The organism is Frigoribacterium sp. ME-P-080 (genome assembly GCF_030209595.1).
Lineage (GTDB): Bacteria > Actinomycetota > Actinomycetes > Actinomycetales > Microbacteriaceae > Frigoribacterium.
Genome location: NZ_JARVRR010000002.1, coordinates 779859 through 802736 on the forward strand (window position 1 = coordinate 779859; position 22878 = coordinate 802736).

Annotated in this window: 18 protein-coding genes; 11 read left to right on the forward strand and 7 right to left on the reverse strand. The window is 72.2% G+C overall.

Annotated features, from left to right (window positions below; genetic code table 11):
* The first annotated feature begins 77 nt into the window (after nt 1-77).
* Together QRN23_RS05145 and yidC are read left to right on the forward strand one after the other, a co-directional pair.
* On the forward strand, nt 78-374 hold the full coding sequence (locus QRN23_RS05145; RefSeq protein WP_285062763.1) for a DUF6412 domain-containing protein: 297 nt from the start codon (nt 78-80) through the stop codon (nt 372-374).
* A 78-nt stretch (nt 375-452) separates the two neighbouring features.
* Nucleotides 453-1196, forward strand: coding sequence for a membrane protein insertase YidC (yidC, locus tag QRN23_RS05150; RefSeq protein WP_285062764.1), 744 nt, complete (start codon nt 453-455; stop codon nt 1194-1196).
* A gap of 54 nt (nt 1197-1250) precedes the next feature.
* Here the strand turns inward: yidC and QRN23_RS05155 are convergent, their stop codons facing one another.
* Together QRN23_RS05155 and QRN23_RS05160 are read right to left on the reverse strand one after the other, a co-directional pair.
* Nucleotides 1251-1802 (reverse strand): YceI family protein, encoded by a 552-nt coding sequence (locus QRN23_RS05155; protein WP_054144994.1) that lies wholly within the window; start codon nt 1800-1802, stop codon nt 1251-1253.
* A 188-nt stretch (nt 1803-1990) separates the two neighbouring features.
* On the reverse strand, nt 1991-2995 hold the full coding sequence (locus QRN23_RS05160; RefSeq protein WP_285062765.1) for an aldo/keto reductase family protein: 1005 nt from the start codon (nt 2993-2995) through the stop codon (nt 1991-1993).
* A 183-nt stretch (nt 2996-3178) separates the two neighbouring features.
* Here QRN23_RS05160 and QRN23_RS05165 point away from each other — a divergent pair, with 183 nt between their 5' ends.
* From QRN23_RS05165 to QRN23_RS05200, 8 genes are all read left to right on the forward strand, one after another.
* Nucleotides 3179-4618, forward strand: a complete 1440-nt coding sequence (locus QRN23_RS05165; RefSeq protein ID WP_285062766.1) for a glycosyltransferase — start codon at nt 3179-3181, stop codon at nt 4616-4618.
* A gap of 85 nt (nt 4619-4703) precedes the next feature.
* Nucleotides 4704-5315: a GtrA family protein gene (locus QRN23_RS05170; protein WP_082460563.1), complete on the forward strand. Its 612-nt coding sequence runs from the start codon at nt 4704-4706 to the stop codon at nt 5313-5315.
* Nucleotides 5316-5330: 15 nt separating this feature from the next.
* Nucleotides 5331-6821 carry a glycosyltransferase gene (locus tag QRN23_RS05175; RefSeq protein ID WP_233568480.1) on the forward strand — a complete coding sequence of 497 codons (1491 nt, stop codon included), beginning with the start codon at nt 5331-5333 and terminating at the stop codon, nt 6819-6821.
* Complete coding sequence (locus QRN23_RS05180; protein WP_056048512.1) at nt 6818-8824, forward strand: ArnT family glycosyltransferase; 2007 nt, start codon at nt 6818-6820, stop codon at nt 8822-8824. Before QRN23_RS05175 ends, QRN23_RS05180 begins: the two co-directional genes overlap by 4 nt.
* A 98-nt stretch (nt 8825-8922) precedes the next feature.
* Nucleotides 8923-9789: a DUF4397 domain-containing protein gene (locus QRN23_RS05185; RefSeq protein WP_056048509.1), complete on the forward strand. Its 867-nt coding sequence runs from the start codon at nt 8923-8925 to the stop codon at nt 9787-9789.
* Between the two features lie 132 nt (nt 9790-9921).
* Nucleotides 9922-11091 carry a family 8 glycosyl hydrolase gene (locus tag QRN23_RS05190; RefSeq protein WP_285062767.1) on the forward strand — a complete coding sequence of 390 codons (1170 nt, stop codon included), beginning with the start codon at nt 9922-9924 and terminating at the stop codon, nt 11089-11091.
* Nucleotides 11088-11771 carry a class F sortase gene (locus QRN23_RS05195; protein WP_285062768.1) on the forward strand — a complete coding sequence of 228 codons (684 nt, stop codon included), beginning with the start codon at nt 11088-11090 and terminating at the stop codon, nt 11769-11771. The genes QRN23_RS05190 and QRN23_RS05195 overlap by 4 nt, the downstream gene beginning before the upstream one ends.
* Before the next feature lie 92 nt (nt 11772-11863).
* Nucleotides 11864-12670, forward strand: coding sequence for a polyprenol monophosphomannose synthase (locus tag QRN23_RS05200; protein WP_285062769.1), 807 nt, complete (start codon nt 11864-11866; stop codon nt 12668-12670).
* Nucleotides 12671-12763: 93 nt separating this feature from the next.
* Here the strand turns inward: QRN23_RS05200 and treZ are convergent, their stop codons facing one another.
* From treZ to QRN23_RS05220, 4 genes are all read right to left on the reverse strand, one after another.
* On the reverse strand, nt 12764-14536 hold the full coding sequence (treZ, locus tag QRN23_RS05205; protein ID WP_285062770.1) for a malto-oligosyltrehalose trehalohydrolase: 1773 nt from the start codon (nt 14534-14536) through the stop codon (nt 12764-12766).
* Between the two features lie 142 nt (nt 14537-14678).
* A complete protein-coding gene (gene treY / locus QRN23_RS05210; protein WP_285062782.1) occupies nt 14679-17054 on the reverse strand; it encodes a malto-oligosyltrehalose synthase in 2376 nt (791 codons plus the stop codon).
* Between the two features lie 17 nt (nt 17055-17071).
* Entirely contained in the window at nt 17072-19270 is a 2199-nt protein-coding gene (gene glgX, locus QRN23_RS05215) for a glycogen debranching protein GlgX (RefSeq protein ID WP_082460561.1), read from the reverse strand.
* A 145-nt stretch (nt 19271-19415) separates the two neighbouring features.
* Nucleotides 19416-21002: a S8 family serine peptidase gene (locus QRN23_RS05220; RefSeq protein WP_285062771.1), complete on the reverse strand. Its 1587-nt coding sequence runs from the start codon at nt 21000-21002 to the stop codon at nt 19416-19418.
* A gap of 294 nt (nt 21003-21296) precedes the next feature.
* On the opposite strand from QRN23_RS05220, the gene QRN23_RS05225 reads away from it, so the two are divergent.
* On the forward strand, nt 21297-22256 hold the full coding sequence (locus QRN23_RS05225) for an NAD-dependent epimerase/dehydratase family protein (protein WP_173152613.1): 960 nt from the start codon (nt 21297-21299) through the stop codon (nt 22254-22256).
* Nucleotides 22257-22362: 106 nt separating this feature from the next.
* On the opposite strand, the gene QRN23_RS05230 is transcribed toward QRN23_RS05225, so the two are convergent.
* Complete coding sequence (locus QRN23_RS05230) at nt 22363-22656, reverse strand: hypothetical protein (protein WP_192122697.1); 294 nt, start codon at nt 22654-22656, stop codon at nt 22363-22365.
* Between the last annotated feature and the right edge of the window lie 222 nt (nt 22657-22878).

Here is a 22878-nt window from a genome sequence, read left to right on the forward strand (position 1 = left end):
GCGTCAACCGCGTGGGACGGCACGGTGTTCCCGAGGGCACTGCCCCGATGGTAGGACCGTCGGCTAGGGTCGTCGGCATGACCCTCGGCCTCTCGATGCTGGCGCCCCTCGCGGCGTTCGTCGAGGCCGTGCTCTCGTCCGGCGGGGCGCCGCTGTCCGCGGTCGTGTTCGTCGGCCTGCTCGGTGCGGCCACCGCGGTGGTCGCGCTCGGCGTGGCCCGGGTCGTGCTCACGCTCTGCGGGCTGGCCGGGGCGGTGCCCGAGGTGACGCTCCGTGAAGAAGCCGGCACGCGCCTCCTCGTCTGGCGACGCGACCCGGACGCCCGCGGGCACGTGCGGTCCCGGGCTCCCGGGCGGGCCGTCCCGGCCGCCTGAGCGCACCCGCGCCCGCGTCGACCCGACGCCCCTCGGCGGCCAGAAGACACCCACCGTCTCTCTGACCGAGGAGTCCGCATGGACCTGTCCACCTTTCCCCCGATCGCCGTCGTCCTCGGCGGTCTGCAGTCGCTCGTCACCACCCTCGGCGTGCTCGTCGAACCGGTGGCCGGGTCGTCCGCCGCCGCCCTCGGCGTCGTGCTGCTCACCCTGCTCGTCCGGCTCGTGCTCGTGCCCGTGGGCGTCTCGCAGGTGCGCGCCGAGGTCGCCCGTCGCCGCCTGGCCCCCGCGATCGCCGACCTGAACCGCCGGATCACCGACCCCGCGGCCCGCAGCAAGGCGCTGATGGCGCTGTACGCGTCCGAGAAGGCGTCCCCGCTGGCCGGCTGCCTGCCGACGCTCGCGCAGGCACCCGTGCTCACGGCGGTCTACTCGCTGTTCGCGCACTCCGAGATCGCCGGGCACGCCAACGCCCTGTTGACGCACACCCTCGGCGGGGCCGCCCTCGGCGCCAACCTGTTCGCCTCTCTCGCGGTGGGGCTCCCGGCGGTCTGGCCGTACCTGGTGCTGCTCGCGCTGCTCGCCGTCGTGGTCGAGACGAGCCGGCGCGCCACGCTGCGCTTCACCGGCACGGTCACCGTCACGTCGGCCGGGCCGGGGCAGGAGGCGCTCCCGGGCATGGCGGGCCTGGTGCGCTGGCTGCCCTTCGTCAGCGTGTTGTTCGCGGCGTTCGCCCCGCTCGCGGCCGCTCTCTACCTCGTGACGAGCGCGGCCTGGACGCTGGGGGAGCGCGCCGTGCTGCGGCGCGTCCTCGCGGGATGACGCGGAAGGGCCCGCCCTCGCCGAGCGAGAGCGGGCCCTTCGTGGTGCCGGTGTCTACGCGGCGAGCGTGAACTGGATCTCGAGCGTGACGGTGACGTCGTTGCCCAGCGTGAAGCCGCCGGCCTCGAGGGCCGCGTTCCAGGTGACGCCGAACTCGGTGCGGTCGATCTTGGTGGTCGCCGAGAAGCCGAGCTTGGTCTGGCCGTAGCCGTCGACGACGAGGCCGCCGAACTCGCTCTTCAGGGTGACGGGCTTGGTGACGCCGCGGAGGGTGAGGTCGCCGTGCACGAGGAACGCGTCGTCGCCCTTCTCCTCGATGCTGGTCGACACGAAGGTCATCTTGGGGTGCTCCTCGGCGAGGAAGAAGTCACCGGTCTGCAGGTGGCCGTCGCGGTCCTTCTGGTTGGTGTTGACCGAGGCCACGTCGATCGAGGCGGTGACCTTCGAGGCGGTGTGGTCCTCGGCCGTGACCAGCGAGGCGTCGAAGGACTCGAACGAGCCCTTGACCTTGCTGATGGCCAGGTGGCGGACGCTGAACGAGACCTCGCTGTGGGTGGGGTCGAGGTTCCAGGTGCCGGCGGGGATCTTCTCTGCGGTGATGGTCATGGTGTTCTCCTGAATCTGTGAGGTCGAGGTCGATGACGTGTCATCGAAGCTGGTACGAGTATATGCAAGCGCATCCAGCGGGACAACATTCCCGGGGTGTCCGGACGATGTCCAGGGGATGTCCTGCGGACCGGCCCGGGTCGGGCCGGTCGGGCGTCGGGCCGGACGGGCGTCAGGCCGGACGGGCGTCAGGCCGGGCGGCGCTCGGGGGAGACCGTCTTGCCGGGGTCCTTCTCGGCGAGGTCGCCGAGCGCCTCGTCGATGCGGGCCATGACGTCGGCGGGCACCGTGACGCCCGCCGCCTTGACGTTGTCGGCCACCTGCTCGGGACGCGAGGCCCCGATGATCGCGGAGGCGACGTTGTCGTTCTGCAGCACCCATGCGATGGCCAGCTGGGCCATCGAGAGGCCGAGGTCGGCGGCGATCGGCTCGAGCTTCGCGACGCCGGTGAGCACCTCGTCGGTGAGGAAGCGCTTGATCGTGTCCGCGCCTCCCTTGTCGTCCGTCGCGCGGCTGCCCGCGGGCAGCTCGGCTCCGGGCTTGTACTTGCCGGTCAGGACGCCCTGGGCGACGGGCGACCAGACGATCTGGCCGAGGCCGTGCTGCTTGCTCGCCGGCACGACGTCGGACTCGATGACGCGCCAGAGCATCGAGTACTGGGGCTGGTTCGAGATCAGCTGCACGCCGTGCTTCACGGCGAGCTCGTGGCCCGCCCGGATCTGCTCGGCGGTCCACTCGCTGACGCCGATGTAGAGCGCCTTGCCGGCGCGGACCACGTCGGCGAACGCCTGCATGGTCTCTTCGAGCGGGGTCTCGTGGTCGAAGCGGTGGGCCTGGTAGAGGTCGACGTAGTCCGTGCCGAGGCGGCGGAGCGACCCGTCGATCGACTCGAGCACGTGCTTGCGGCTGAGGCCGACGTCGTTGTGCCCGCGGGGGCCGGTGGGCCAGTAGACCTTCGTGAAGATCTCGAGTCCCTCGCGACGCTCACCCTTGAGGGCGTCGCCGAGGACCTGCTCGGCCGCGGTGTTCGCGTAGGCGTCGGCGGTGTCGAAGGTCGAGATGCCGGCGTCGAGGGCCGCACGGACGCACTGCGTCGCCACGTCGTTCTCGACCTGGGACGCGTGCGTCAGCCAGTTGCCGTAGGTGATCTCCGAGATCTTGAGTCCGCTGTCGCCGAGGTGTCTGAATTCCATGACCCCACGCTACGCGTCGCAGGGGACGCGGCGAAGGCCCGTGCGGTCGGCTGAGGAGGCGTACAGTGACGATTCATCAGATCATGTCCCCCGGCTGGGGGACACGATCCGTCGGACGTCGCGGTCCCCTGCGGGACCGGACGTCCGAGGCTCCCGCTGCCCCGACCCGACTGGATCACCACCGTGACCTCCGCACCCGCCTTCGCGGCGCCCGGCCCCGTCCTGACGCCGACGCTGCCCGCGACGCCGACACCGTTCGTGCCGAACCGGGGCGGCCTGCCCTCCGTCCCGGGGGACGACGTCTCGGCCGCGCTGCCGTGGGCGGACTGGTCGAGCCTGCAGTGGGCAGGCACGGCGCTGCTGGCCGTGCTCGTCGCGCTGGTCCTGACCGTCACCATCGGTCGCATCGTGCGCAGGCTCTACCTCGTCCGCGAGCAGGAGGAGCTCGGCCACGGCGACCTCGACGGCCCGGTGCTGCCCCCGGCGCACGCGTTCACGGCCCTGGTGCCCGCGCACGGGCCGGCCGGCCTGGCCGTGACGCTCGACCTGCTGGCCCGGCAGCGGCACCCCGACGTGCGCGTCCTCGTGGCCGTCGACGCGGACGACACCCTGACCCTCGACGTCGCCGCCTCCGCCGTCCGGCGTCATCCGGAGCGGGTCCGGATCGTCAGGACCGGCCCGCTCGCCGGGCGGACGCCCGTGGCCGCCTCCGCCCTGGCGGACGAACTCGTCCCCGACGGTGACGGCATCGTCGGCGTCTTCTCCGCGGGCGACCGACCGCACCCCCGCCTCTTCGCCCTGGTCGACTCGGTGCTGACCCGCACGGATGCCGACGCGGTCCAGCACGCCAGCCGCCCGGCGCTCGCGGCGACCCCCTGGTGGACGCCCCGGTCGACCGTCGACCGCTGGTGGTGGTCCCGGTCGGTGGTCCGCTCCCACGGTCGCGCCGGCTTCGTGCCGCTGTCGGACAGCACGCTCTTCGTGCGTCACGCGTGGCTCGCCTGGGCGGGGGGCTGGGACGCCTCCCGCGTCGAGGCGGGCCTGGCCCTCGGCGTGCGCATGACGGCGGCCGGTGCCCGGATCGTCATCGCGACCTCGGCCGAGGCGACCACGGTCGAGCGGTCGCCGGGTGGGCTCCGCGACCTGGCCCGCGCCCGGGCGACGTGGGTCCGCGGCTGCCTGCAGGTGCTGGGGCAGGGCGACTGGCGTCGGCTCCGGCCGGGCGCGCGGCGCCGCGCCCTCGGCGTCCTCACAGAGCCGCTGGTCGACGCCGCCGTGACGGTCCTCACGGCCACGACGGTCGCCTCGACGGTCCTGGTCGGTGCACCCGTCCTCGTCGTCGCACTCGCGGCGTTCCCGGTGCTGCCCTGGATGCTCTCGCAGCTCCTGGACGTCGGGGCCACGACGGAGGCGGCTGCGGAACAGGGGCGGCGCGCGACGAGCCGGGAGCGCCTCCTGGTCGTCGTCGGTTCGGTGCCGGACCGGCTGGTCACCCTCTGCGCGGTCGTCACGGCGGTCGCGGCCGAACTCGCGATCGTCCGCCCGCGGGTCGTCGGCCCGTCGACGAGCGCCCCGGTCCTCGCCGGGCAACCCGTCGGGCTGGACGAATCCGCCGTCGGATGACCGGCAGATGTCGCCTGTCTGGCAGTTGGCCCAGATCTGCGTACCCCGACCAAACCGATCCGGCGACGTCCCCCGAACCGGTGTCATGCCCGAACCAGAGTCCCCCGTCCAGGGGGCACGTCCCGACCGTGCCGCCACGACGAACCCGACGCCACCCCTGCGCCTCGTCGCACGGGTGAAGGAGCTCGCGACGTTCGGCGCCGTGGGCGGGATCGCCTTCGTCGTCGACGTCGGCGTGTACAACCTGCTGCGCGCCACCCTGCTCGACGACAAGCCCATCGGGGCCAAGGTCGTCTCGGTGATCGTCGCGACGGCCGTCGCCTGGCTCGGCAACCGGTACCTGACCTTCCGGGAAGGACGCAACCAGGCCGTAGTCCGCGAGGCCGTCACCTTCGGCCTCGTGAACGTGGGCGGCCTGCTGATCGCCTCGGCCTGCCTGTTCGTCTCGCACTACCTGCTGGGCTTCACGAGCCAGCTCGCCGACAACGTCGCGGCCAACGGGATCGGTCTCGTCCTCGGGACCGCATTCCGCTACCTGGCCTACCGCCACCTCGTCTTCCGCGGCTCGCCCGCGGTCACCACCACGGCCGACACCCCCGACCCGTCGGCCGCGCTCGCCACCGTCATCGACCCCCGGTCGACCGACGACCCCATCCCGCAGACCACCTCGCAGGCCCACCTGCACCCGACCCCCTGACTGGAGAGTGATCCTGTGTCGACTGACCCGACCCAGATCCCGACATCACATCTCGCAGCGGGCGAACCCGCCCCGTTGCTCACCCCGCAAGCCCCCGCCGACCCGTCGCAGTTCGTCCCGAACCGTGGCTCGACCGGTGCCGCCGACTCGATGATCGGCTTCCAGCTACCCGACTGGTCGCCCCTCGAGTGGATCGGCTACTCGTCGCTGATCGTCGTGACGATCCTGCTGACCGCGGTCGCCGTGTCGACCCTCTGGTGGATGCTGCACGCCTGGCGGTCGAAGGACAACCTCGACGACAGCCAGTTCAGCGAGAACCCCCTCGACGCCGCCCACTCGTTCACCCTGCTCGTGCCCGGCCGGCACGAGGAGGAGGTCATGGGCCAGACCCTCGACCGCCTCGCCCAGCAGGACCACCCCGACTTCGAGATCATCGCGATCGTCGGCCACGACGACCCCGGCACCGAGCGGGTCGCCCGTGAGGCGGCCGCCCGTCACCCCGAGCTGATCCGCGTGGTGGTCGACTCGAGCGTGCCGAAGAACAAGCCCAAGGCGCTGAACCTGGCCCTCCAGTCGTCGCGCGGCGAGATCGTCGGCGTGTTCGACGCCGAGGACGAGGTGCACCCCCGCCTCCTGACGCTCGTCGACTCCCGGTTCACCGAGACCGATGCCGACGTGGTGCAGGGCGGCGTCCAGCTGATGAACTTCCAGAGCAGCTGGTGGAGCCTGCGGAACGTGCTCGAGTACTACTTCTGGTTCCGGTCGCGCCTGCACTTCCACGCCAAGGAGAAGTTCATCCCGCTCGGCGGCAACACCGTCTTCGTGCGCAAGGACTGGCTCGACTGGTCCGAGGGCTGGGACGCCGAGTGCCTCGCCGAGGACTGCGAGCTCGGCGTCCGCCTCTCGAGCGCCGGGGCCAAGGTCGTCGTGGCCTACAGCCCCGAGGTCGTCACCCGCGAGGAGACCCCCGGCACCTTCGTCTCGCTGCTCAAGCAGCGCACCCGCTGGAACCAGGGCTTCATGCAGGTCTACGGCAAGGGCGAGTGGAAGAAGCTGCCCCGCCTGCGCCAGCGCCTCATGGCCCGCTACCTGTTGACCATGCCGTTCATCCAGGCCGCCACCGGTCTGCTCATCCCCGTCTCGATCGTCCTGATCCTGACCACGAAGGTGCCGACCGCCATCGCACTCGTGTCGTTCGTGCCCCTGGCGCCGACGCTCGTGCTGTTGGCCGTCGAGTTCACCGGCCTGCGCGAGTTCGGGCGGGTCTACGGCCAGAAGGTCCGGGCCCGGGACTACTTCCGCCTCGTCTGGGGACTGCTGCCGTACCAGATCTTCCTCGCGCTCGCCGCGGTCCGGGCGGTCTTCCGCCAGCTGCGCGGCCTCAACGCCTGGGAGAAGACCGAGCACACCGGCGCGCACCGCGACGAGGTCGCGACCGAACCGCAGGAGGCGCCCCGCGCCTCCTCGACGGAGCCCGCCCTGGCCATGACCGGAGGTGACCGATGACCAGCACGCTGAACCGCCCCCGCGCGGCCGGCACCACGGTGTCGAACGGACCGGGAACCCCCGTGGTCCCCACGAAGGACCCGAGGGGCGCCCGGCCCGCGTCGTGGTTGCGTCGACACGGCGCGAGCCTCGCCTGGCTGCTGCCCGTCCTCGCCATCGCCGCGGTCGTCATGGCCTTCAACATGGACGGCTCGCCGCAACGCATCGACGACGAGGGCACCTACGCCGCCCAGGCCTGGGCCATCCAGAACCTCGGCGAGATCACCCACTACACCTACTGGTACGACCACCCGCCGGTCGGTTGGCTGCAGATCTCGGCCTACACGGCCCTGACCGGCGCCTTCTCGCGATACGACGTCGCCGTGCTCGCCGCTCGCGAGGCGATGCTGTTCTTCACGGTCGTCTCGGTGGCCCTCGTCTGGCTGCTCGGCCGCAAGCTCGGCCTCAGCCGTCCCGCGGCCGCCGTGGCCGGTCTCGTGTTCGCCGTGTCGCCGCTGGCCCTGCAGTTCCACCGCACGGTCTACCTCGACAACGTCGCCACCCCGTGGCTGCTGGCCGCGTTCGTCTTCGCCCTGAGCAAGCGCTACCAGCTCGCCGGCTTCGCGGCGGCGTCCCTCTCGTTCGGCATCGCGGTGCTCTCGAAGGAGACGTACCTGCTGGCGCTGCCCTTCCTGGCCTGGATCATGTGGCGCGGGGCCGACAAGTCGACCCGTCGGTACACGTTGTCGATCGCGGGCAGCCTGCTCGTGCTCGTCGGCCTCGGCTACGTCGCGCTCGCCGCGGTGAAGGGCGAGCTGCTGCCCGGTGCCGGCAGGGTGAGCCTGCTCGAGGGCATCCAGTTCCAGCTCGCGACCCGTGAGGCGAGCGGCTCGGTGTTCGACACCGGCAGCCTCTTCTTCGCGACCGTGTCGCAGTGGTGGCAGCTCGACCAGGTGCTCATCGTGCTCGGCACGCTGGCCTCGGTCGTCGCGGTCTTCGTCAAGAGGCTGCGCCCGCTCGGCGTGATGATGGTGTTCCTGATCGCCTTCATGTTCCGTCCCGGCGGCTACCTGCCGGTGCCCTACGTGATCATGCTGCTGCCGTTCGCGGCGCTGCTCGTCGCGGCCGTCACCGACCACGCGGTCCGGGCTTTCCGTGCCCGTCGGGCCGGCGCGCTCTCGACCGCGGCGTCCCGCACCGGTTCGGTGGCCTGGCTCGCCCTGACCCTCGCGGCCGTCGTGGCGATCGTCCCGCTCTGGGCCGTGCAGTTGCGCGGCTTCCTGGACAGCGACCTCGACGCGCCCATGCGCAACGCCGAGAGCTGGGTCGAGACGAACGTGCCGAAGGACAGCCGCCTGCTGGTCGACGACGCGGTCTGGGTCGACCTCGTCAAGGCCGGCTTCGCCCGCGACAACGTGATCTGGTTCTACAAGATCGACACCGACGGTGCCGTCCAGGCGCAGTCGCCGAACGGCTGGCGCGACTCGGACTACCTCTTCGAGACCGAGTCGGTCCGCACCTCGGGGCCGACCTCGCCCGAGATCCGCGAGGCCCTCGCGAACTCGACCGTGATCGCCTCGTTCGGCGACGGCGACCAGCAGGTCAACGTCCGGCAGATCGACAGCCAGGGGGCCGCGCAGGCGCAGACCGAGGCGGACGACGCCGCGTCGGCCCGTTCGCAGGCCGGTGCCGAACTCGCCCAGAACCCGAACCTGCAGATCTCGTCGACCCTGTCGACGGCGCTCTCGGACGGCCGCCTCGACCCGCGCGCGATCATCGTGCTCGGTCAGCTCGCCGCCCTCGGGCCGATCTCGGTCGCCGACCCCGCGGCCCTGCCGGGCGAACAGGACGCCCTGTTCCGGCAGTTCGACGTCACCCCGCAGGGTGGTCAGTCGGTCGACGAGGTGCGGACCACGCTCGAGGGCCTGGGCAGCGTCTACGTCCCCGAGTCGGTCGTCCCCTCGGGCGACGGACTGCGCGTCACCTTCTCGGCCGTCGCACCGACGGGCGTCCTCGCGAACTGATCGCCACGCCGGCGTCCGTCCTCCCGCGGGCGCCGGCACCTCCTCACCGCGTCCCACCCGTCCCGGGTGGGACACCCGACCGGAAAGGACCAGCCATCGTGGCTTCCCTCTCACGCACCACCACCGCACCCGCCGCCGTCACCGGCGTCCCGTCCCGACGCCGCCGTCTCGCGACGGTGCTCGCCCTTACCGCCGCCACCGGGGTCGCCCTCGCCGGCGCCCTCGTGGGCACGTCGCCCGCGCACGCCGCCGACGGGGACGGCTGGGTCCGCGTCGGCCACCTCTCGCCCGACACGAAGGCCGTCGACGTCACGCTGACCTCGCTCAAGGGCGGGCAGGTCGTCATGGACCTCGACGACGTCACCTACGGCCAGGTCAGCCCCTACCAGGCGCTGGCCGCGGGCACCTACGTGGTCTCGATGACGGCCGCGGACGCACCCACCAGTGCCAAGCCGGTCATCACGTCGAACATCACGGTCGACAGCGGCCAGCCGATCACCGCCGTCGCCTACGGCCCGAACGACGACCTGAAGACCCAGGTCTTCACGGACGACCTGACGGCCCCGGCCGACGGCCAGGCCAAGGTCCGCCTCGTGCAGGCCGCGAACGTCAGCAAGACCGTGACGGTCGCGACGAGCACGGGCACCACCATCGCCGAGGACGCGCCCTTCGGCAGCGCCAGCGGCTACGCGCAGGTCGCGGCCGGCCCCTGGACCCTCGACCTGACCGGCAAGAAGGTGACCGGCACGAGCGACGTCGACCTCGCGGCGGGCAGCATCAACACGCTGTTCGTGCTCGACAACTCGACCGGCGGTCTGACCGTCGTCCCGGTCGTCGACAGCGCGGCCACGGCGCAGGCGCCCGTCGGTGGCGTCCAGACCGGTGGCGGCTACCTCGCCGAGCACCCGCAGAAGAGCGAGACCAAGGGCCTCTGGGCCACCGTGCTCGGCTGGTTCGGGGCCTGACGCCCGGCACCACCCGACAGGACGAGGAGGCGCGGTGAGCGACCCGTCGCACCGCGCCTCCCCGGCACCGATCGCGTCCAGAGCGTCGACCGGGTCGACCGACCGCAGCACCGAGCAGGAGAAGAGAACGACATGACGAAGAAGACGAAGGCGCTGCTCGCAGCGGCCGTCGTGGTGGCCCTCGCCATCACCGCCGGCATCGCCTCCCTCGTCGTCGGAGGGGCCGGCGGCCCGTCGACGGACCAGGCGGGCGCGGACGCGACCGGCACCCCCGGGACGGGTACGGCCACTCCTCAGGCCCGGACGGCCGCCGAGATCGGCAAGGACTTCCTCGACGGGTACGTCGACGACGACGGCCGCGTCGTGCGTCGCGACCAGGGCGACGACACCGTCAGCGAAGGGCAGGCCTACGGGATGCTCGTCGCCGTCGGAGTGGGCGACGAGGACCGTTTCGACGCGATCTGGGACTGGACGAAGAGCAACCTGGTGCGCCCGGACGGCCTGCTGGCCTGGCAGTGGAAGGACGGCGAGGTCGTCGACGACATGCCGGCCAGCGACGCCGACGTCGACGCGGCGCGGGCCCTCGTGCTCGCCGGCTCGACCTTCGACCGCTCCGACCTCACGACCGAGGGCGTCGACCTCGGCACCGACGTGCTCGACGAGATGACGGTCTCGACCGACGTCGGCCGCATCCTGCTGCCCGGACCGTGGGCGATGGGCTCCGGCCCATGGTCGTACAACCCCTCGTACGCGTCGCCCGCGACCTTCGCGCAGCTCGGCGAGGCCAGCGGCGACCCCCGATGGGCCGAGCTCGAGACCGGCTCGCGAGCCGTGACCACGAACATCCTCGCCTCGACGGCCCTCCCGAGCGACTGGGCCCAGGTGCAGCAGGACGGCACGACGGTCCCGCTGCCGAGCGCCGACGGGTCGTCGGGCACCGTGCAGTACAGCTACGACGCCGGTCGGCTCGCCCTGCGCTACGCCGAGTCGTGCCAGCCCGAGGACGTGGCGCTCTCGGCGTCGATGGCCTCCGTGCTGCAGCGCTATGACGAGCTGCCCATGCAGCTCGACCTCGGCGGGCAGTCGGTCGGTTCGGACCAGAGCCCCCTCGCCTACGCCGCCCGTGCCGCCGCCGAGGCCAGCGACGGTCAGCACGACCGGGCGACGGCCGACCTGCGGACCGCCGACTCCCTGTCACAGTCGACGCCGACCTACTACGGCAGCGCCTGGGCGGCGCTCGCCGCCCTGCAACTCGAGGGTTCGAGTCTCGGCGCCTGCACCCCCCTGGTGGTGAACGGATGAGCCTCTCGACGTTCGTCGCCGGTCACCGCGCGGCGGTCCTCGCCGCGGTCGCCGCCGTCGTCCTCGTGGCCGGTGGCGTGACGGTGGCCGCGGTCGCCGCCCGGCCCGACGCGGACGCACCCGGCTCCGTCGCCACGGCCCCCGCCACCACCGGTGCGACGCCGGATGCGGCGAGCGGAGCGGCCGGTGCCTTCCAGGACCCGGCGGCCCCGTCGTACACCTCGCCCCCGGCCGACGCGACGCCGGTCCGCCTGCAGATCCCCTCGATCGGGGTCGACTCCGGCCTCGAAGACCTCGGCCTCGGCGCCCAGGGCGAGCTCGACCCGCCGAAGGAGTGGCTGTCGGCCGGGTGGTACCAGGACGGCGTCGTGCCCGGGGCGGTCGGGCCAGCCGTGATCGCCGGACACGTCGACTCGGGTGACGCCCCCGCGGTGTTCGTCGACCTCGCGAAGCTCGTGCCCGGCGACGAGGTGCAGGTGACGCTGTCGACCGGCTCGGTCGAGACCTTCCGCGTCACGGGCAGCGAGCGCACCCCGAAGGCGACGTTCCCGACGAGCGACGTCTACGGGGCCAGTCCGACCCCCGGCCTCCGGCTGATCACCTGCGACGGCACCTTCGACCGGTCGACCGGGCACTACGTCGACAACCTCATCGTGTTCGCGGACCTCGTGGCCTCGTGAGCTGACGCCCGACCGACGCCTCCGACACCCGACACCTCCGACACCCGACACCCGACACCTCCGACTCCCACCCGACGGGAAAGGACCCCACCATGAACGACGCCCTCGTCATCATCCCGACCTTCAACGAGCGCGAGAACCTCGACTGGATCGTGGGGCGCACCCTCGCCTCCGGCGCCGCGGTCGACGTGCTCGTCGTCGACGACGGCTCGCCCGACGGCACCGGAGAGCTGGCCGACGCCTACGCCGACCGCGATCCCCGCGTGCACGTGATGCACCGCACCGAGAAGGCCGGCCTCGGCGCCGCCTACCTCGCCGGCTTCGCCTGGGGGCTGGAGCGAGGCTACGACGCCCTCGTCGAGATGGACGCCGACGGCTCGCACCACCCCGAGTACCTGCCCGGCATGCTCGAGCTGCTGCGCGAGAACGACCTCGTGCTCGGCTCACGGTGGGTGCCCGGCGGCGCCGTCGAGAACTGGCCCCTCCGCCGGGAGCTGCTCAGCCGTGGCGGCAGCTGGTACACGCGGGGAGCCCTGGGCATCCGCGTGGCCGACACGACCGGTGGGTTCCGGGTGTTCCGCTCGTCCGCGCTGCGCCGGATCGACCTCGACCGGGTCGAGTCGCGGGGCTACTGCTTCCAGGTCGACCTGCTCTGGCGCGCGCTGCAGGCGGGCATGCGGGTCGTCGAGACTCCGATCACGTTCACCGAGCGCATCCACGGCGCCTCGAAGATGAGCGGCTCGATCGTCCGGGAGTCGCTGACCAAGGTGACCCTGTGGGGTCTGCGTCGACGGTCCCGCGCCGTCGTCGAGTTGGTCGTGCGACACCGTCGCCTGCCGAGCGTCCGCGCGACCTCGCACCGGGTCGGGCCCGTGCGTGGCGGCGTGTCGACGCGCTAGCAGGGAGGCGGCACGCGCGCGCCCGGGGTGGTCAGCCCCGGGCGCGCGTCATCTGTCCTGGCCCCGGTCGGGCCCGCGTCGGCCGTGCCCGCGTCAGCGGACGATCGCGACCGAGTGCGCCGGGAGCAGCAGGATCGACCCCGCGGCGATCGACGCGTCGCTCGCGAACAGGACGGTCTCGGCGCTCACCGCGACCCGCGCCTCCTGGTCGGCGAGGTTGATCGCGATCTTCAGGTCACCGCGCGTCAGCACGAGCCAGCGGGCGTCGCCGTCGTACTCGACGCCCGTCTCGCCGAAGCGGGGGTCGGTCAGGGCGGGCTCGCTGCGGCGCAGCGCCCCCAGACGGCGGTACGCGTCGAGCAGCACCGCGTGGCGGCCGGTCTCGAGCTCGGACCAGTCGAGCTTGCTGTCCTCGAACGTCGAGGGCTCCTGCGGGTCGGGCACGGACGACTCGTCCCAGCCCATCTTCGCGAACTCCTCGATGCGGCCCTTCGCCGTCGCCTCGCCGAGGTCGTGCTCGGGGTGCGAGGTGAAGAACTGCCACGGGGTCGAGGCGCCCCACTCCTCGCCCATGAAGAGCATCGGCGTGTACGGACCGGCCAGGGTCAGCGCCGCGGCGATGATCAGCTGCCCGTCGTCGAGCGTCGCGGCCAGGCGGTCGCCGATCGCCCGGTTGCCGATCTGGTCGTGGTTCTGGTTGGCCACGACCAGGCGCCAGGTCGGCATGTGCTCGGTGTCGACCGGGTACCCGTGCGTCGCCTCGCGGAACGACGACCAGGTGCCGTCGTGGAAGAAGCCCTTGGTCAGCACCTTGGCCAGGGCGCCGAGCGGCTCGAAGTCGGCGTAGTAGCCGGTCGTCTCGCCGGTGAGCGCGACGTGCACGGCGTGGTGGAAGTCGTCGCTCCACTGCGCGTCGAGGCCGTAGCCCTGGCGGTGGTCGGGGCCGAAGCCGCCGCCGTCGCGCGGGGTGACGAGGCGCGGGTCGTTCAGGTCGCTCTCGGCGATCAGCGAGAGCGGCCGGCGCAGGTGGCTGCTGAGGGCGGCGGTCCGCTCGGCGAGCTCTTGCAGCAGGTGGACCTCGCTGTCGTCCTTGAGGGCGTGCACGGCGTCGAGGCGCAGGCCGTCGACGTGGTAGTCGTCGAGCCACATCGCCGTGTTGTCGAGGATGAACTCGCGCACCTCGTGGGCGCCGTCGTCGTCGAGGTTGACGTTGTCGCCCCAGGTGTTCGCGTGCTTGCTCGACAGGTACGGCCCGAACAGCGGCAGGTAGTTGCCCGACGGGCCGAGGTGGTTGTACACGACGTCCTGCACGACGCCGAGACCTGCCGCGTGCGCGGCGTCCACGAAGCGCTGGTACGCCTCGGGACCGCCGTAGTTGTCGGTCACCGTGAACCAGTCCACGCCGTCGTAGCCCCAGTTCCAGCGGCCGTTGACGCCGTTCACCGGCAGCAGTTCGACCAGGTCGACGCCGAGGTCGACCAGGTGGGGCAGCTTCTCGATCGCCGAGTCGAGCGTGCCCCCGGGCGTGAAGGTGCCGACGTGCAGCTCGTAGACGACCGATCCCGCCAGCTGGCGGCCGGTCCACGCGTCGTCGGTCCACGCGAAGGCGCCCGGGTCGTAGGTCTCGCTCAGGCCGTGCACGCCGTCGGGCTGGCGACGCGAGCGGGGGTCGGGCAGCGGCGTCTCGCCCTCGGGGGAGTCGCCGCCGTCGAGCACGAAGCCGTAGCGGTGCCCCGGGCCCCGGTCGAGGTCGGCGGGGGCGCGCCACCAGCCCGTGTCGGGCTCGGCGGACAGCGGCAGCAGCTCGCCGTCGAGGTGCAGGTGGACGGTGGTCGCTTTCGGGGCCCAGACGTCGTAGACGCTCATCGGTCTCCTCGGGTTCGGAAGGGGCGGGGGAGGGGGTCGAGAAGGCACGACATGCCGCTCACGTCGAGAGGTGAGCGGCATGTCGTGACGTCTCGCCCGGGGGCGACGGTAGTCGGGCGCGACGGGGCGCGACCCGACGGGGTCAGTCCTCTGCGGGGATCAGCAGGGCGACGGGGTACGTGTCGAGCACGTCGGCCAGTCGGAGGCGACCGCCCTCGTGCCGACGGCCGGTGAGCACGTCGCGGTACGCGCCTCCTGCGGTCAGGACCACGGTGTCGTCCCAGCCGCCGGCCTGCTCGAGGGCCACGGGGAGGCGGGTCGCGATCGCGAGCGCCCCGCCGCGGTCCACGGCGACGGCCGACGCGGCCTGCTCGCCGAAGACCGGCAACGCGGCGTAGCGCGTGAACAGGTCGGGTCGGTCGCGGCGCAGCGTCAGGGCGTGGTGCGTCACCACGAGCTTGGCGGCACCGGTGTCGTCGATCGCCGGCGTCGCGCCGCCGCGGACCTCGTCCAGGAGGCGCCGGCGGAGGGCGAAGTCGACCTCGCGTCGGTTGTCGGGGTCGACGAGCGAGAAGTCCCACAGCTCGCCGCCCTGGTAGACGTCGGGGCTGCCGGGGCCGGTCAGCTGCATCAGCGCGACGCCGAGGGAGTTGCTGTAACCGGGTGCACGCAGCACGTCGACGATGCGCTCGACCTCGTGACGCACCTCGTCGTCGTCGAACGCGGAGTCGACGGCGGCGTGCATCCGTCCTTCGAAGGCCTCGGCCTCGTCGGTGCGGTCGGTCCACGTGGTCGACGTGCTCGCCTCGCGGGACGCCTTCTCGGCGTAGGCGTGCAGGCGCTCGCGCGACGCGGGCCACGAGCCGACGATCGTCTGCCAGAGGATGTTCTCGAACGGGCCGTCGCCGACCGGGGCCAGCTCGCGCAGGCGTTCGAGGGTCGCCGCCCACTCGGTGGCGACCTCGGCCAGCACCGAGACGCGGGCGCGGACGTCGGCGCTGCGCTTGGTGTCGTGCGTGGAGAGGGTCGTCATGCCGAAGGGACGCTCGGCGAGGCGGACCTGCTGACGCGCGTGGAACTCGTCCGGCGTGACGGAGAACTCGCTCGGATCGGCGCCCACCTCGGTCAGCGTGGCCAGTCGGCTGTAGCGGTAGAAGGCGGTGTCCTCCACGCCCTTGGCCATGACCATGCCGCTCGTCTGCTGGAAGCGCACGGAGGCGGGGTGCGACTCGTCGCGCAGCACGGCGACGACGCGTCCGACGGCGTCGGCCAGGTCGGGGCGGTGGGTCGTGGCGACCTCGGCGGCCTCGGTCAGCCACTCGGCACCCTGCGGCAGGTAGCTGCGGTACACCGGGAAGGCGGCGGCGAGCTCGGCCAGCGCGTCGACCACGGACGGGCCGACGGTGTCGCCCTCGGCGATCAGCCGGGCGAGGCGGTTGATCTCGCTGCCGAGGATGCCGTCGGCGATGCCGCGCTTCGTGCCGAGGATCATCTCGTGCCAGTCGACGGGCTCGTCGCCGGTGGTCTCGTCCGCCCCGGCGGCGTGCTCGTCGGCGTCCACGCCGCGGGCCCGGCGCAGGCGCGCGTCGAGGGCGTCGAGGGCGGGTGCGCCGTTCGGGTCGACGAAGAGGCGGTCGAGGTCGGCGAGGGCGTCGTAGCCCGTCGTGCCGGCCGTCGCCCAGTCCTCGGGCAGGCGCTCGTCCCCCTCGAGGATCTTCTCGACGAGCACGTGGGCATCACCCGTCAGGGCCGCGAGCAGGTCGAGGTAGCCCTTCGGGTCGGCCAGTCCGTCCGGGTGGTCGACGCGGAGGCCGTCGACCAGGCCCTCCGAGAACCAGCGGCCGATCTCGGCGTGGGACTCGGCGAAGACCCCCTCGTCCTCGACGCGGATGCCCGCGAGGGTGTTGACCGCGAAGAAGCGGCGGTAGTTCAGGTCGGTGTCGGCGCGCTTCCAGTGCACGAGCTCGTAGTGCTGCCGCGAGTGCACGGTGGCGGCGTCGTCGCCGGGCGAGCTCGTGCCCGGGGCGATCGGGTACACGTTGTCGTAGTACTGCAGCTCGTCGCCGTCGACCGTGAGGCCCTCGATCGAGCCGTCCGCCGCGGCGGGCTCGCCGAGCACCGGCAGCAGCACCTTGTCGCCGCCGGCGGCCCAGTCGACGTCGAACGCGTCGGCGTAACGGGACGCGCGCCCGTGGGTCAGGAGGTCCCACCACCAGACGCTCGCCTTCGGGGTGGCGACGCCGACGTGGTTCGGCACGATGTCGACCAGGACGCCGAGTCCTGCGGCGTGGGCGCGGGTCGACAGCTCGTCGAGCCCCTCGGCGCCGCCCCGCTCGGGGTCGACCTGGCTGTGGTCGACGACGTCGTACCCGTGGTCGCTGCCCGGTTCGGCGGCGAGGATCGGGGACAGGTAGACCCAGTCGGCACCGAGGTCGCGCAGGTAGGGCACCAGCTCGGCTGCCGCGTCGAGATCGAAGGAGGCGCGCACCTGCAGGCGGTACGTCGAGCGCGGGTGCATGGTCGGTTCGTGTCGGGTCACAGTTCTTCCTCGGCCGTGGCACGCAGGACGACGAGCGAGCGACCCGCCACGGGGAGTCGATCGCCGGCCCGCAGGGCCGCGGGGGCCTGCGGGGTCGAGGGCGGTTGGGTGGTGGTGGCGGCGCGGGTGGCCGTCGGGGTGCGGGGGGCTGCGCTGGCGGGCGGCGGAGGCGCCGTCACGGTGCTGTCGACGACGACCTCCCAGCCCTGGGCGTACTCGTCGGGCGGGAGGACGAAGGTGACCGTCTCGGCGCTGGCGTTGAAGTACAGGACGAAGTTGACGTCGGTGATGCGACCGCCTCGGGCGTCACGGCCACGGATGCCGTTGCCGTTGAGGAACATGCCGATCGCCTTGGCGTAGGACTCGTTCCACTCGCCCTCTTGCATGGCGTCGCCCTCGGTCGTCAACCAGACGATGTCGGGCAGGGGCTCGCCCTCGCCACGGGTGACGGGACGGCCGTTGAAGTACCGCTGGCGGCGGAAGGTCGGGTGGTCGTGGCGCAGCTTGATGACCTCGGCGACGAACTCGATCAGCTCGCGGTCGGCGTTCGGCCAGTCGATCCAGCTGATCTGGTTGTCCTGTGCGTACGTGTTGTTGTTGCCGCCCTGCGTGCGACCGAGCTCGTCGCCGTGCAGCAGCATCGGCACGCCCTGGCTGAGCAGCAAGGTGGCGAGGAAGCTGCGCTGACGCTGCTCGCGCAGGGCGCGGATCTCTCCGTCGTCGGTCTCGCCCTCGACCCCGGAGTTCCACGAACGGTTGTGGCTCTCGCCGTCGTTGCCGTTCTCGCCGTTGGCGTCGTTGCGCTTGTCGTTGTAGCTGACGAGGTCGCGCATCGTGAAGCCGTCGTGAGCCGTGACGAAGTTGATGCTCGCGACCGGGCGTCGCCCGTCGCGTTCGTACAGGTCGGCGGAGCCGGTGATCCGGCTGGCGAACTCGCCGAGCGTCGAAGGCTCGCCGCGCCAGAAGTCGCGGACGGTGTCGCGGTACTTGCCGTTCCACTCGGTCCACTGGGGCGGGAAGTTGCCGACCTGGTAGCCACCGGGGCCGACGTCCCAGGGCTCGGCGATCAGCTTGACCTGCGAGACGATCGGGTCCTGCTGCACGAGCTCGAAGAAGGTCGAGAGACGGTCGACCTCGTAGAACTCGCGGGCGAGCGACGCGGCGAGGTCGAAGCGGAAGCCGTCGACGTGCATCTCGGTGACCCAGTAGCGCAGGCTGTCCATGATGAGCTGCAGCGAGTGCGGGTGACGGACGTTCAGGCTGTTGCCGGTGCCCGTGTAGTCCATGTAGTGCTGCTGGTCGCCGTCCATCAGCCGGTAGTAGGCGGCGTTGTCGATGCCCTTGAACGAGAGGGTCGGACCCAGGTGGTTGCCCTCGGCCGTGTGGTTGTAGACGACGTCGATGATGACCTCGATGCCGGCGTCGTGCAGCACCCGCACCATCGTCTTGAACTCCTGCACCTGCTGGCCGATGTCGCCGGTGGCCGAGTAGGCGGCGTGCGGGGCGAAGAACCCGATGGTGTTGTAGCCCCAGTAGTTGCTGAGGCCCTTCTCGAGCAGGGTGTTGTCCTGCACGAACTGGTGCACGGGCATCAGCTCGAGGGTCGTGATGCCGAGCTTCTTCAGGTGGTCGATGATCGCCGGGTTCGCGACGCCGGCGTACGTGCCGCGTTCTTCCTCGGGGATGTCGGGGTGCGTCTCGGTGAGGCCCTTGACGTGCGCCTCGTAGATGACGGTCTCGTCGTAGCTGTACTTGGGGGCGCGGTCGCCCTGCCAGTCGAAGAACGGGTTGATGACGACGCCCAGCATCATGTGCGGGCCGCTGTCCTTGTCGTTGCGCGAGTCGGGGTCGCCGAACGTGTAGGCGAACAGCGCCTCGTCCCAGTCGATCTCGCCGCAGGTGGCCTTGGCGTAGGGGTCGAGGAGGAGCTTGTTCGGGTTGGCACGCGAGCCGTTCGCGGGGTCGTACTCGCCGTGCACGCGGTAGCCGTAGCGCTGACCGGGTTGCACGGTGGGCAGGTAGGCGTGCCAGACGTAGGCGTCGACCTCGGTGAACTCGACCCTCGTCTCGGTGCCGTCGTCGTCGAACAGGCACAACTCGACCTTGCTGGCAGCTTCGCTGAAGATCGCGAAGTTGGTGCCGCTGCCGTCGTAGGTCGCGCCGAGGGGGTAGGGGTTGCCGGGCCAGGTGTGCATCGAACCTCCGATTGGGACTCGCTCAGCCTAGGGGCGAACGGGCGCCCCGTCCGCGCGAGGACGGGGCGCCCGCCGGGCCGCACGGGCCGGGCGGGCGCCCCGTCGGGGCGGTGCTCGCTCTGTGGTGCTCCTCCTGCTGGGTCGGCTACTTCGTCACGGCGGCGAGGGCGTCGACGATCCCCTCACCGAACCAGCCGTTGTCGGCCGGCGTGCCGGTGCAGGTGGTCGTGCCGGTCGGGCACGGGGTGTCGGTCGCCTGTCGCTCGAGCAACCCGACGAGGGCCGTGCCGCCGAGACGCGGGTGGGTCGACTTCAGCAGGGCCAGCACGCCGGCGACGTGCGGCGAGGCCATCGAGGTGCCCGACTTGGTCCCGTAGCCCCCGCCGGTCACGGTCGAGAGGATGGCCGAACCGGGGGCCGCGACGTCGACGACGCCCTCGCCGTAGTTCGAGAAGCCCGACTTCGCCCCGGCCGAGGTGGTCGACGACACGGTGACCACGCCGTCGAGCTCGGTCGGGATGTCGAGGCAGCGTGAGTCGATCGGGCGGGTCGTCGGCATGGTGTCGTTCGGGCTGTCCGTGTCGACCGTCTTGTTCGCGAGGTCGATCGACGAGTTGCCGGCCGCCGCGACGTTGACGATGCCCTTCTTCTGGGTGAACTGCACGGCGCGGTCGACGGCGGTCAGCACGGCCGCCTGGTCGACGTCCGAGCCGCACCAGAACTGCCACGGGTCGACGTAGTAGCTGTTGTTCGTGATGTCGGCACCGGTCGCAGCGGCCTGCATGAAGCCGCAGATCGCGGCCTCGGGGTAGATGAAGCCGTCGTCGCTGACGACCTTGACGGCCGACATCGTCACGCCCGGGGCGACGCCCACGATGCCGACGCCGTTGCGGGCCGCGGCGATCGTGCCGGCCACGTGGGTGCCGTGGTCGCTCGTCGTGGGCTGCCAGGCGGCGTAGCTCGAGTCGGGCGTCCCGGTCAGGCAGCTCGCCGAGGCGGCCACGTCGATGTTCGGCTGCAGGTCGGGGTGGTCGCCCTCGATGCCCGAGTCGAGCACGGCCACGAGCACGTCGCGGCTGCCGTCGGTGACCTGGTGCGCCTGGTCGGCCCCGATGGCCGTGAGGTCCCACTGCTGGGCCTCGAGGGGGTCGGCGACGACGGTCGTGGCCTCTTCGAGTCGCTGCTCGGGCGAGGTCGCGGCCTTCGGCTTGCCGGGGTGTCCCGGACCACCGGGTTTGCCTGGACCGCCCGGGTGGCCGGGCCTGACGGGCTTGCCCGGGCCCGGGGCGGTCGTGCCGACGCCGTAGGTCGGGTCGGTCTCGGCGACCGCGGCGGTGCGGGTGGCACCGGCCGACGAGACGGCCTTGTCGCTCCGCACCGAGGGGGCGAAGTTCGCGTTGCTCGACTGCGCCACGACCACGCCGAGCTCGGCGTACGCGGCGATGACGCTGCCGCCGGCCGCGGCGACCGCCCGCTCGACCTGCTTGGTCGCGCCGGGGTTGGCCTTGCCCGCGTTGACGACGTAGTTCATCACCGGCCCCTCGACGACCGGCAGCGTCGGGGCGGGGCCCGGCTTGCCGGGTGCGGCGGGTGCACCGGGCGCGGACGCGGGAGGCGCGGCGACGGCGGCGCCGGAGCCCACGGCGACGAGTCCCAGGGTCAGGGACGCCGCGAGACAGACGGTCGTGACGCGGCGGCGGGTGCCGCGGGCGCGGGGGTCGGTGAAGGTCATGGTTCTCCTCGTCGGGTCGCGCGTGCCGGATGGGACGCGCGGAGCGGATGGCTCGTCGCGGGCCGTGCCCGATGATCCGACGAGCCGCCGTGCTCCTCAGAGGAAGTCTGGAGAATCCGGGGCCACGGCGCAGTGGGCACTTGAGGGGACGCCGCGTGACCCCCATGCGGGGTACACCGCTGTCGGGGGCGCCGGGTAGCGTCGAGCCATGTCCTCCGATGCCGTGCGCAGAGCTGCCACCCTTCGTCCCCGCCGTCCGTTCCCGGCCCTCTCGATCGTGTCGGGGGTCGCGTCGTGAAGATCGTCGTCATCGGGTCCACCGGCCACGTGGGCGGATTCCTCGTCCCGCGACTCGTCGAGGCCGGCCACGAGGTGGTCGCCGTCAGCCGGGGGGAGTCCGAGCCCTACCGGTCGCACGCGGCGTGGTCACGAGTGACGCGCCTCCTGCTCGACCGCGAGGCGGGCGACGCCGACGGCACGTTCGCGGGCGAGATCGCCGGGCTCGGGGCCGACGTCGTGATCGACATGATCTGCTTCACGGTCGCGTCGGCGCGGCAGATGGTCGACGCCTTGCAGGGCACGGGCACCGTGCTGGTGCACTGCGGCACGGTCTGGGTGCACGGTCCGTCGCGTGAGGTGCCGATCACCGAAGAGGACGAGCGCACCCCGTTCGGCGAGTACGGCACGCAGAAGGCCGCCATCGAAGAGTTGCTGCTCCGCGAGTCACGGCGCCCGGGCGGAGTGCAGAGCATCGTGCTGCACCCCGGGCACATCACCGGCCCGGGGTGGCCGATGATCAACGCGGTCGGCAACCTCGACCTCTCCGTCTGGGAGGCCCTCGCCGCCGGGCGCGAGATCGCGATGCCGGGCCTCGGGCTCGAGACCGTCCACCACGTCCACGCCGACGACGTCGCGCAGGCGTTCCAGCTCGCGGCCGAGCGGCACTCGCAGGTGGTCGGTGAGGCCTTCCACGTCGTCAGCGAGCGGGCGATCACGCTGCGCGGTCTCGCCGAGGCGATCGCTCGGCACCACGGGCAGGAGGCGCGGCTGCGGTTCGTCTCGTGGGCCGAGTTCCGAGACCAGACGTCCGACGAGAACGCGGACGCGTCCTGGCAGCACGCGTCGCGCAGCCACTCGATGAGCATCGCCAAGGCGCGCCGTCTGCTGGGCTACTCGCCGCGCTACACCTCGGTCCAGGCCGTCGTCGAGGGCCTCGAGTGGCTCGAGGCCGACGGGCAGCTGACGTTGGGCTGAACCGGGTGGTGATGGTCGGCCGCCGGGGCGGACGGGGCCGATCCGATCGCCGACACCCGGGCCCTCCGCCGGGGTTTCCCGGGCGGCACCACACGTGCGGCCGTGGTCAGCCGCGGCGGAGCAGGTGGGCGGTGACGGCTGCCTGCCACGAGTGGCCGTAGCGGGTGGTGCCGGCCGCGGTGCGGACGACGAACGCGCCGGCGCGGTAGGCCAGTCGCCCGTGGCTGACGAGCTGCTCGCCGAAGCGCTCGGCGATCGACCACGTGTCCGACGACTCGAAGCTGATCGCCACGGGGAACCGCGAGCGGGGCAGGTGCACCTCGACGGGCGCGGCGTGGGGATGCGTCGGGAGGCGCCCGAGGAGCATCGGGGGAGTCAGGGGGGAGGCGGTGGGGACCATGGGGCTCCGTTCGTCGGTCGGCCGCGTGGCCAGGGCAGAGGAAACCCCCTCGCGCAGGGGAGCGCGAGGGGGGCCACCGGGATGACCGGCCCTCGACGAAAGGTGAGGGCCGGCGCGTCGCCATGGAGACGACCCGGAGGCCTGCCGACCCGGAGTCGGCAGGCGGGGGTGTTACTCCGTGGCGGCGGTGATCTTCGCGACGCCGACGAGCATCTCGTCCTG

What these genes read in the sequence shown, in the direction of transcription:
- QRN23_RS05180 (WP_056048512.1), top strand. Translation starts at nt 6,818, where the DNA reads ATGACCAGCACGCTGAACCGCCCCCGCGCGGCCGGCACCACGGTGTCG.
- QRN23_RS05200 (WP_285062769.1), top strand. Translation starts at nt 11,864, where the DNA reads ATGAACGACGCCCTCGTCATCATCCCGACCTTCAACGAGCGCGAGAAC.
- QRN23_RS05190 (WP_285062767.1), top strand. Translation starts at nt 9,922, where the DNA reads ATGACGAAGAAGACGAAGGCGCTGCTCGCAGCGGCCGTCGTGGTGGCC.
- yidC (WP_285062764.1), top strand. Translation starts at nt 453, where the DNA reads ATGGACCTGTCCACCTTTCCCCCGATCGCCGTCGTCCTCGGCGGTCTG.
- QRN23_RS05220 (WP_285062771.1), bottom strand. Translation starts at nt 21,002, where the DNA reads ATGACCTTCACCGACCCCCGCGCCCGCGGCACCCGCCGCCGCGTCACG.
- QRN23_RS05145 (WP_285062763.1), top strand. Translation starts at nt 78, where the DNA reads ATGACCCTCGGCCTCTCGATGCTGGCGCCCCTCGCGGCGTTCGTCGAG.
- QRN23_RS05195 (WP_285062768.1), top strand. Translation starts at nt 11,088, where the DNA reads ATGAGCCTCTCGACGTTCGTCGCCGGTCACCGCGCGGCGGTCCTCGCC.
- glgX (WP_082460561.1), bottom strand. Translation starts at nt 19,270, where the DNA reads ATGCACACCTGGCCCGGCAACCCCTACCCCCTCGGCGCGACCTACGAC.
- treY (WP_285062782.1), bottom strand. Translation starts at nt 17,054, where the DNA reads ATGCACCCGCGCTCGACGTACCGCCTGCAGGTGCGCGCCTCCTTCGAT.
- QRN23_RS05230 (WP_192122697.1), bottom strand. Translation starts at nt 22,656, where the DNA reads ATGGTCCCCACCGCCTCCCCCCTGACTCCCCCGATGCTCCTCGGGCGC.
- QRN23_RS05170 (WP_082460563.1), top strand. Translation starts at nt 4,704, where the DNA reads ATGCCCGAACCAGAGTCCCCCGTCCAGGGGGCACGTCCCGACCGTGCC.
- QRN23_RS05160 (WP_285062765.1), bottom strand. Translation starts at nt 2,995, where the DNA reads ATGGAATTCAGACACCTCGGCGACAGCGGACTCAAGATCTCGGAGATC.
- treZ (WP_285062770.1), bottom strand. Translation starts at nt 14,536, where the DNA reads ATGAGCGTCTACGACGTCTGGGCCCCGAAAGCGACCACCGTCCACCTG.
- QRN23_RS05155 (WP_054144994.1), bottom strand. Translation starts at nt 1,802, where the DNA reads ATGACCATCACCGCAGAGAAGATCCCCGCCGGCACCTGGAACCTCGAC.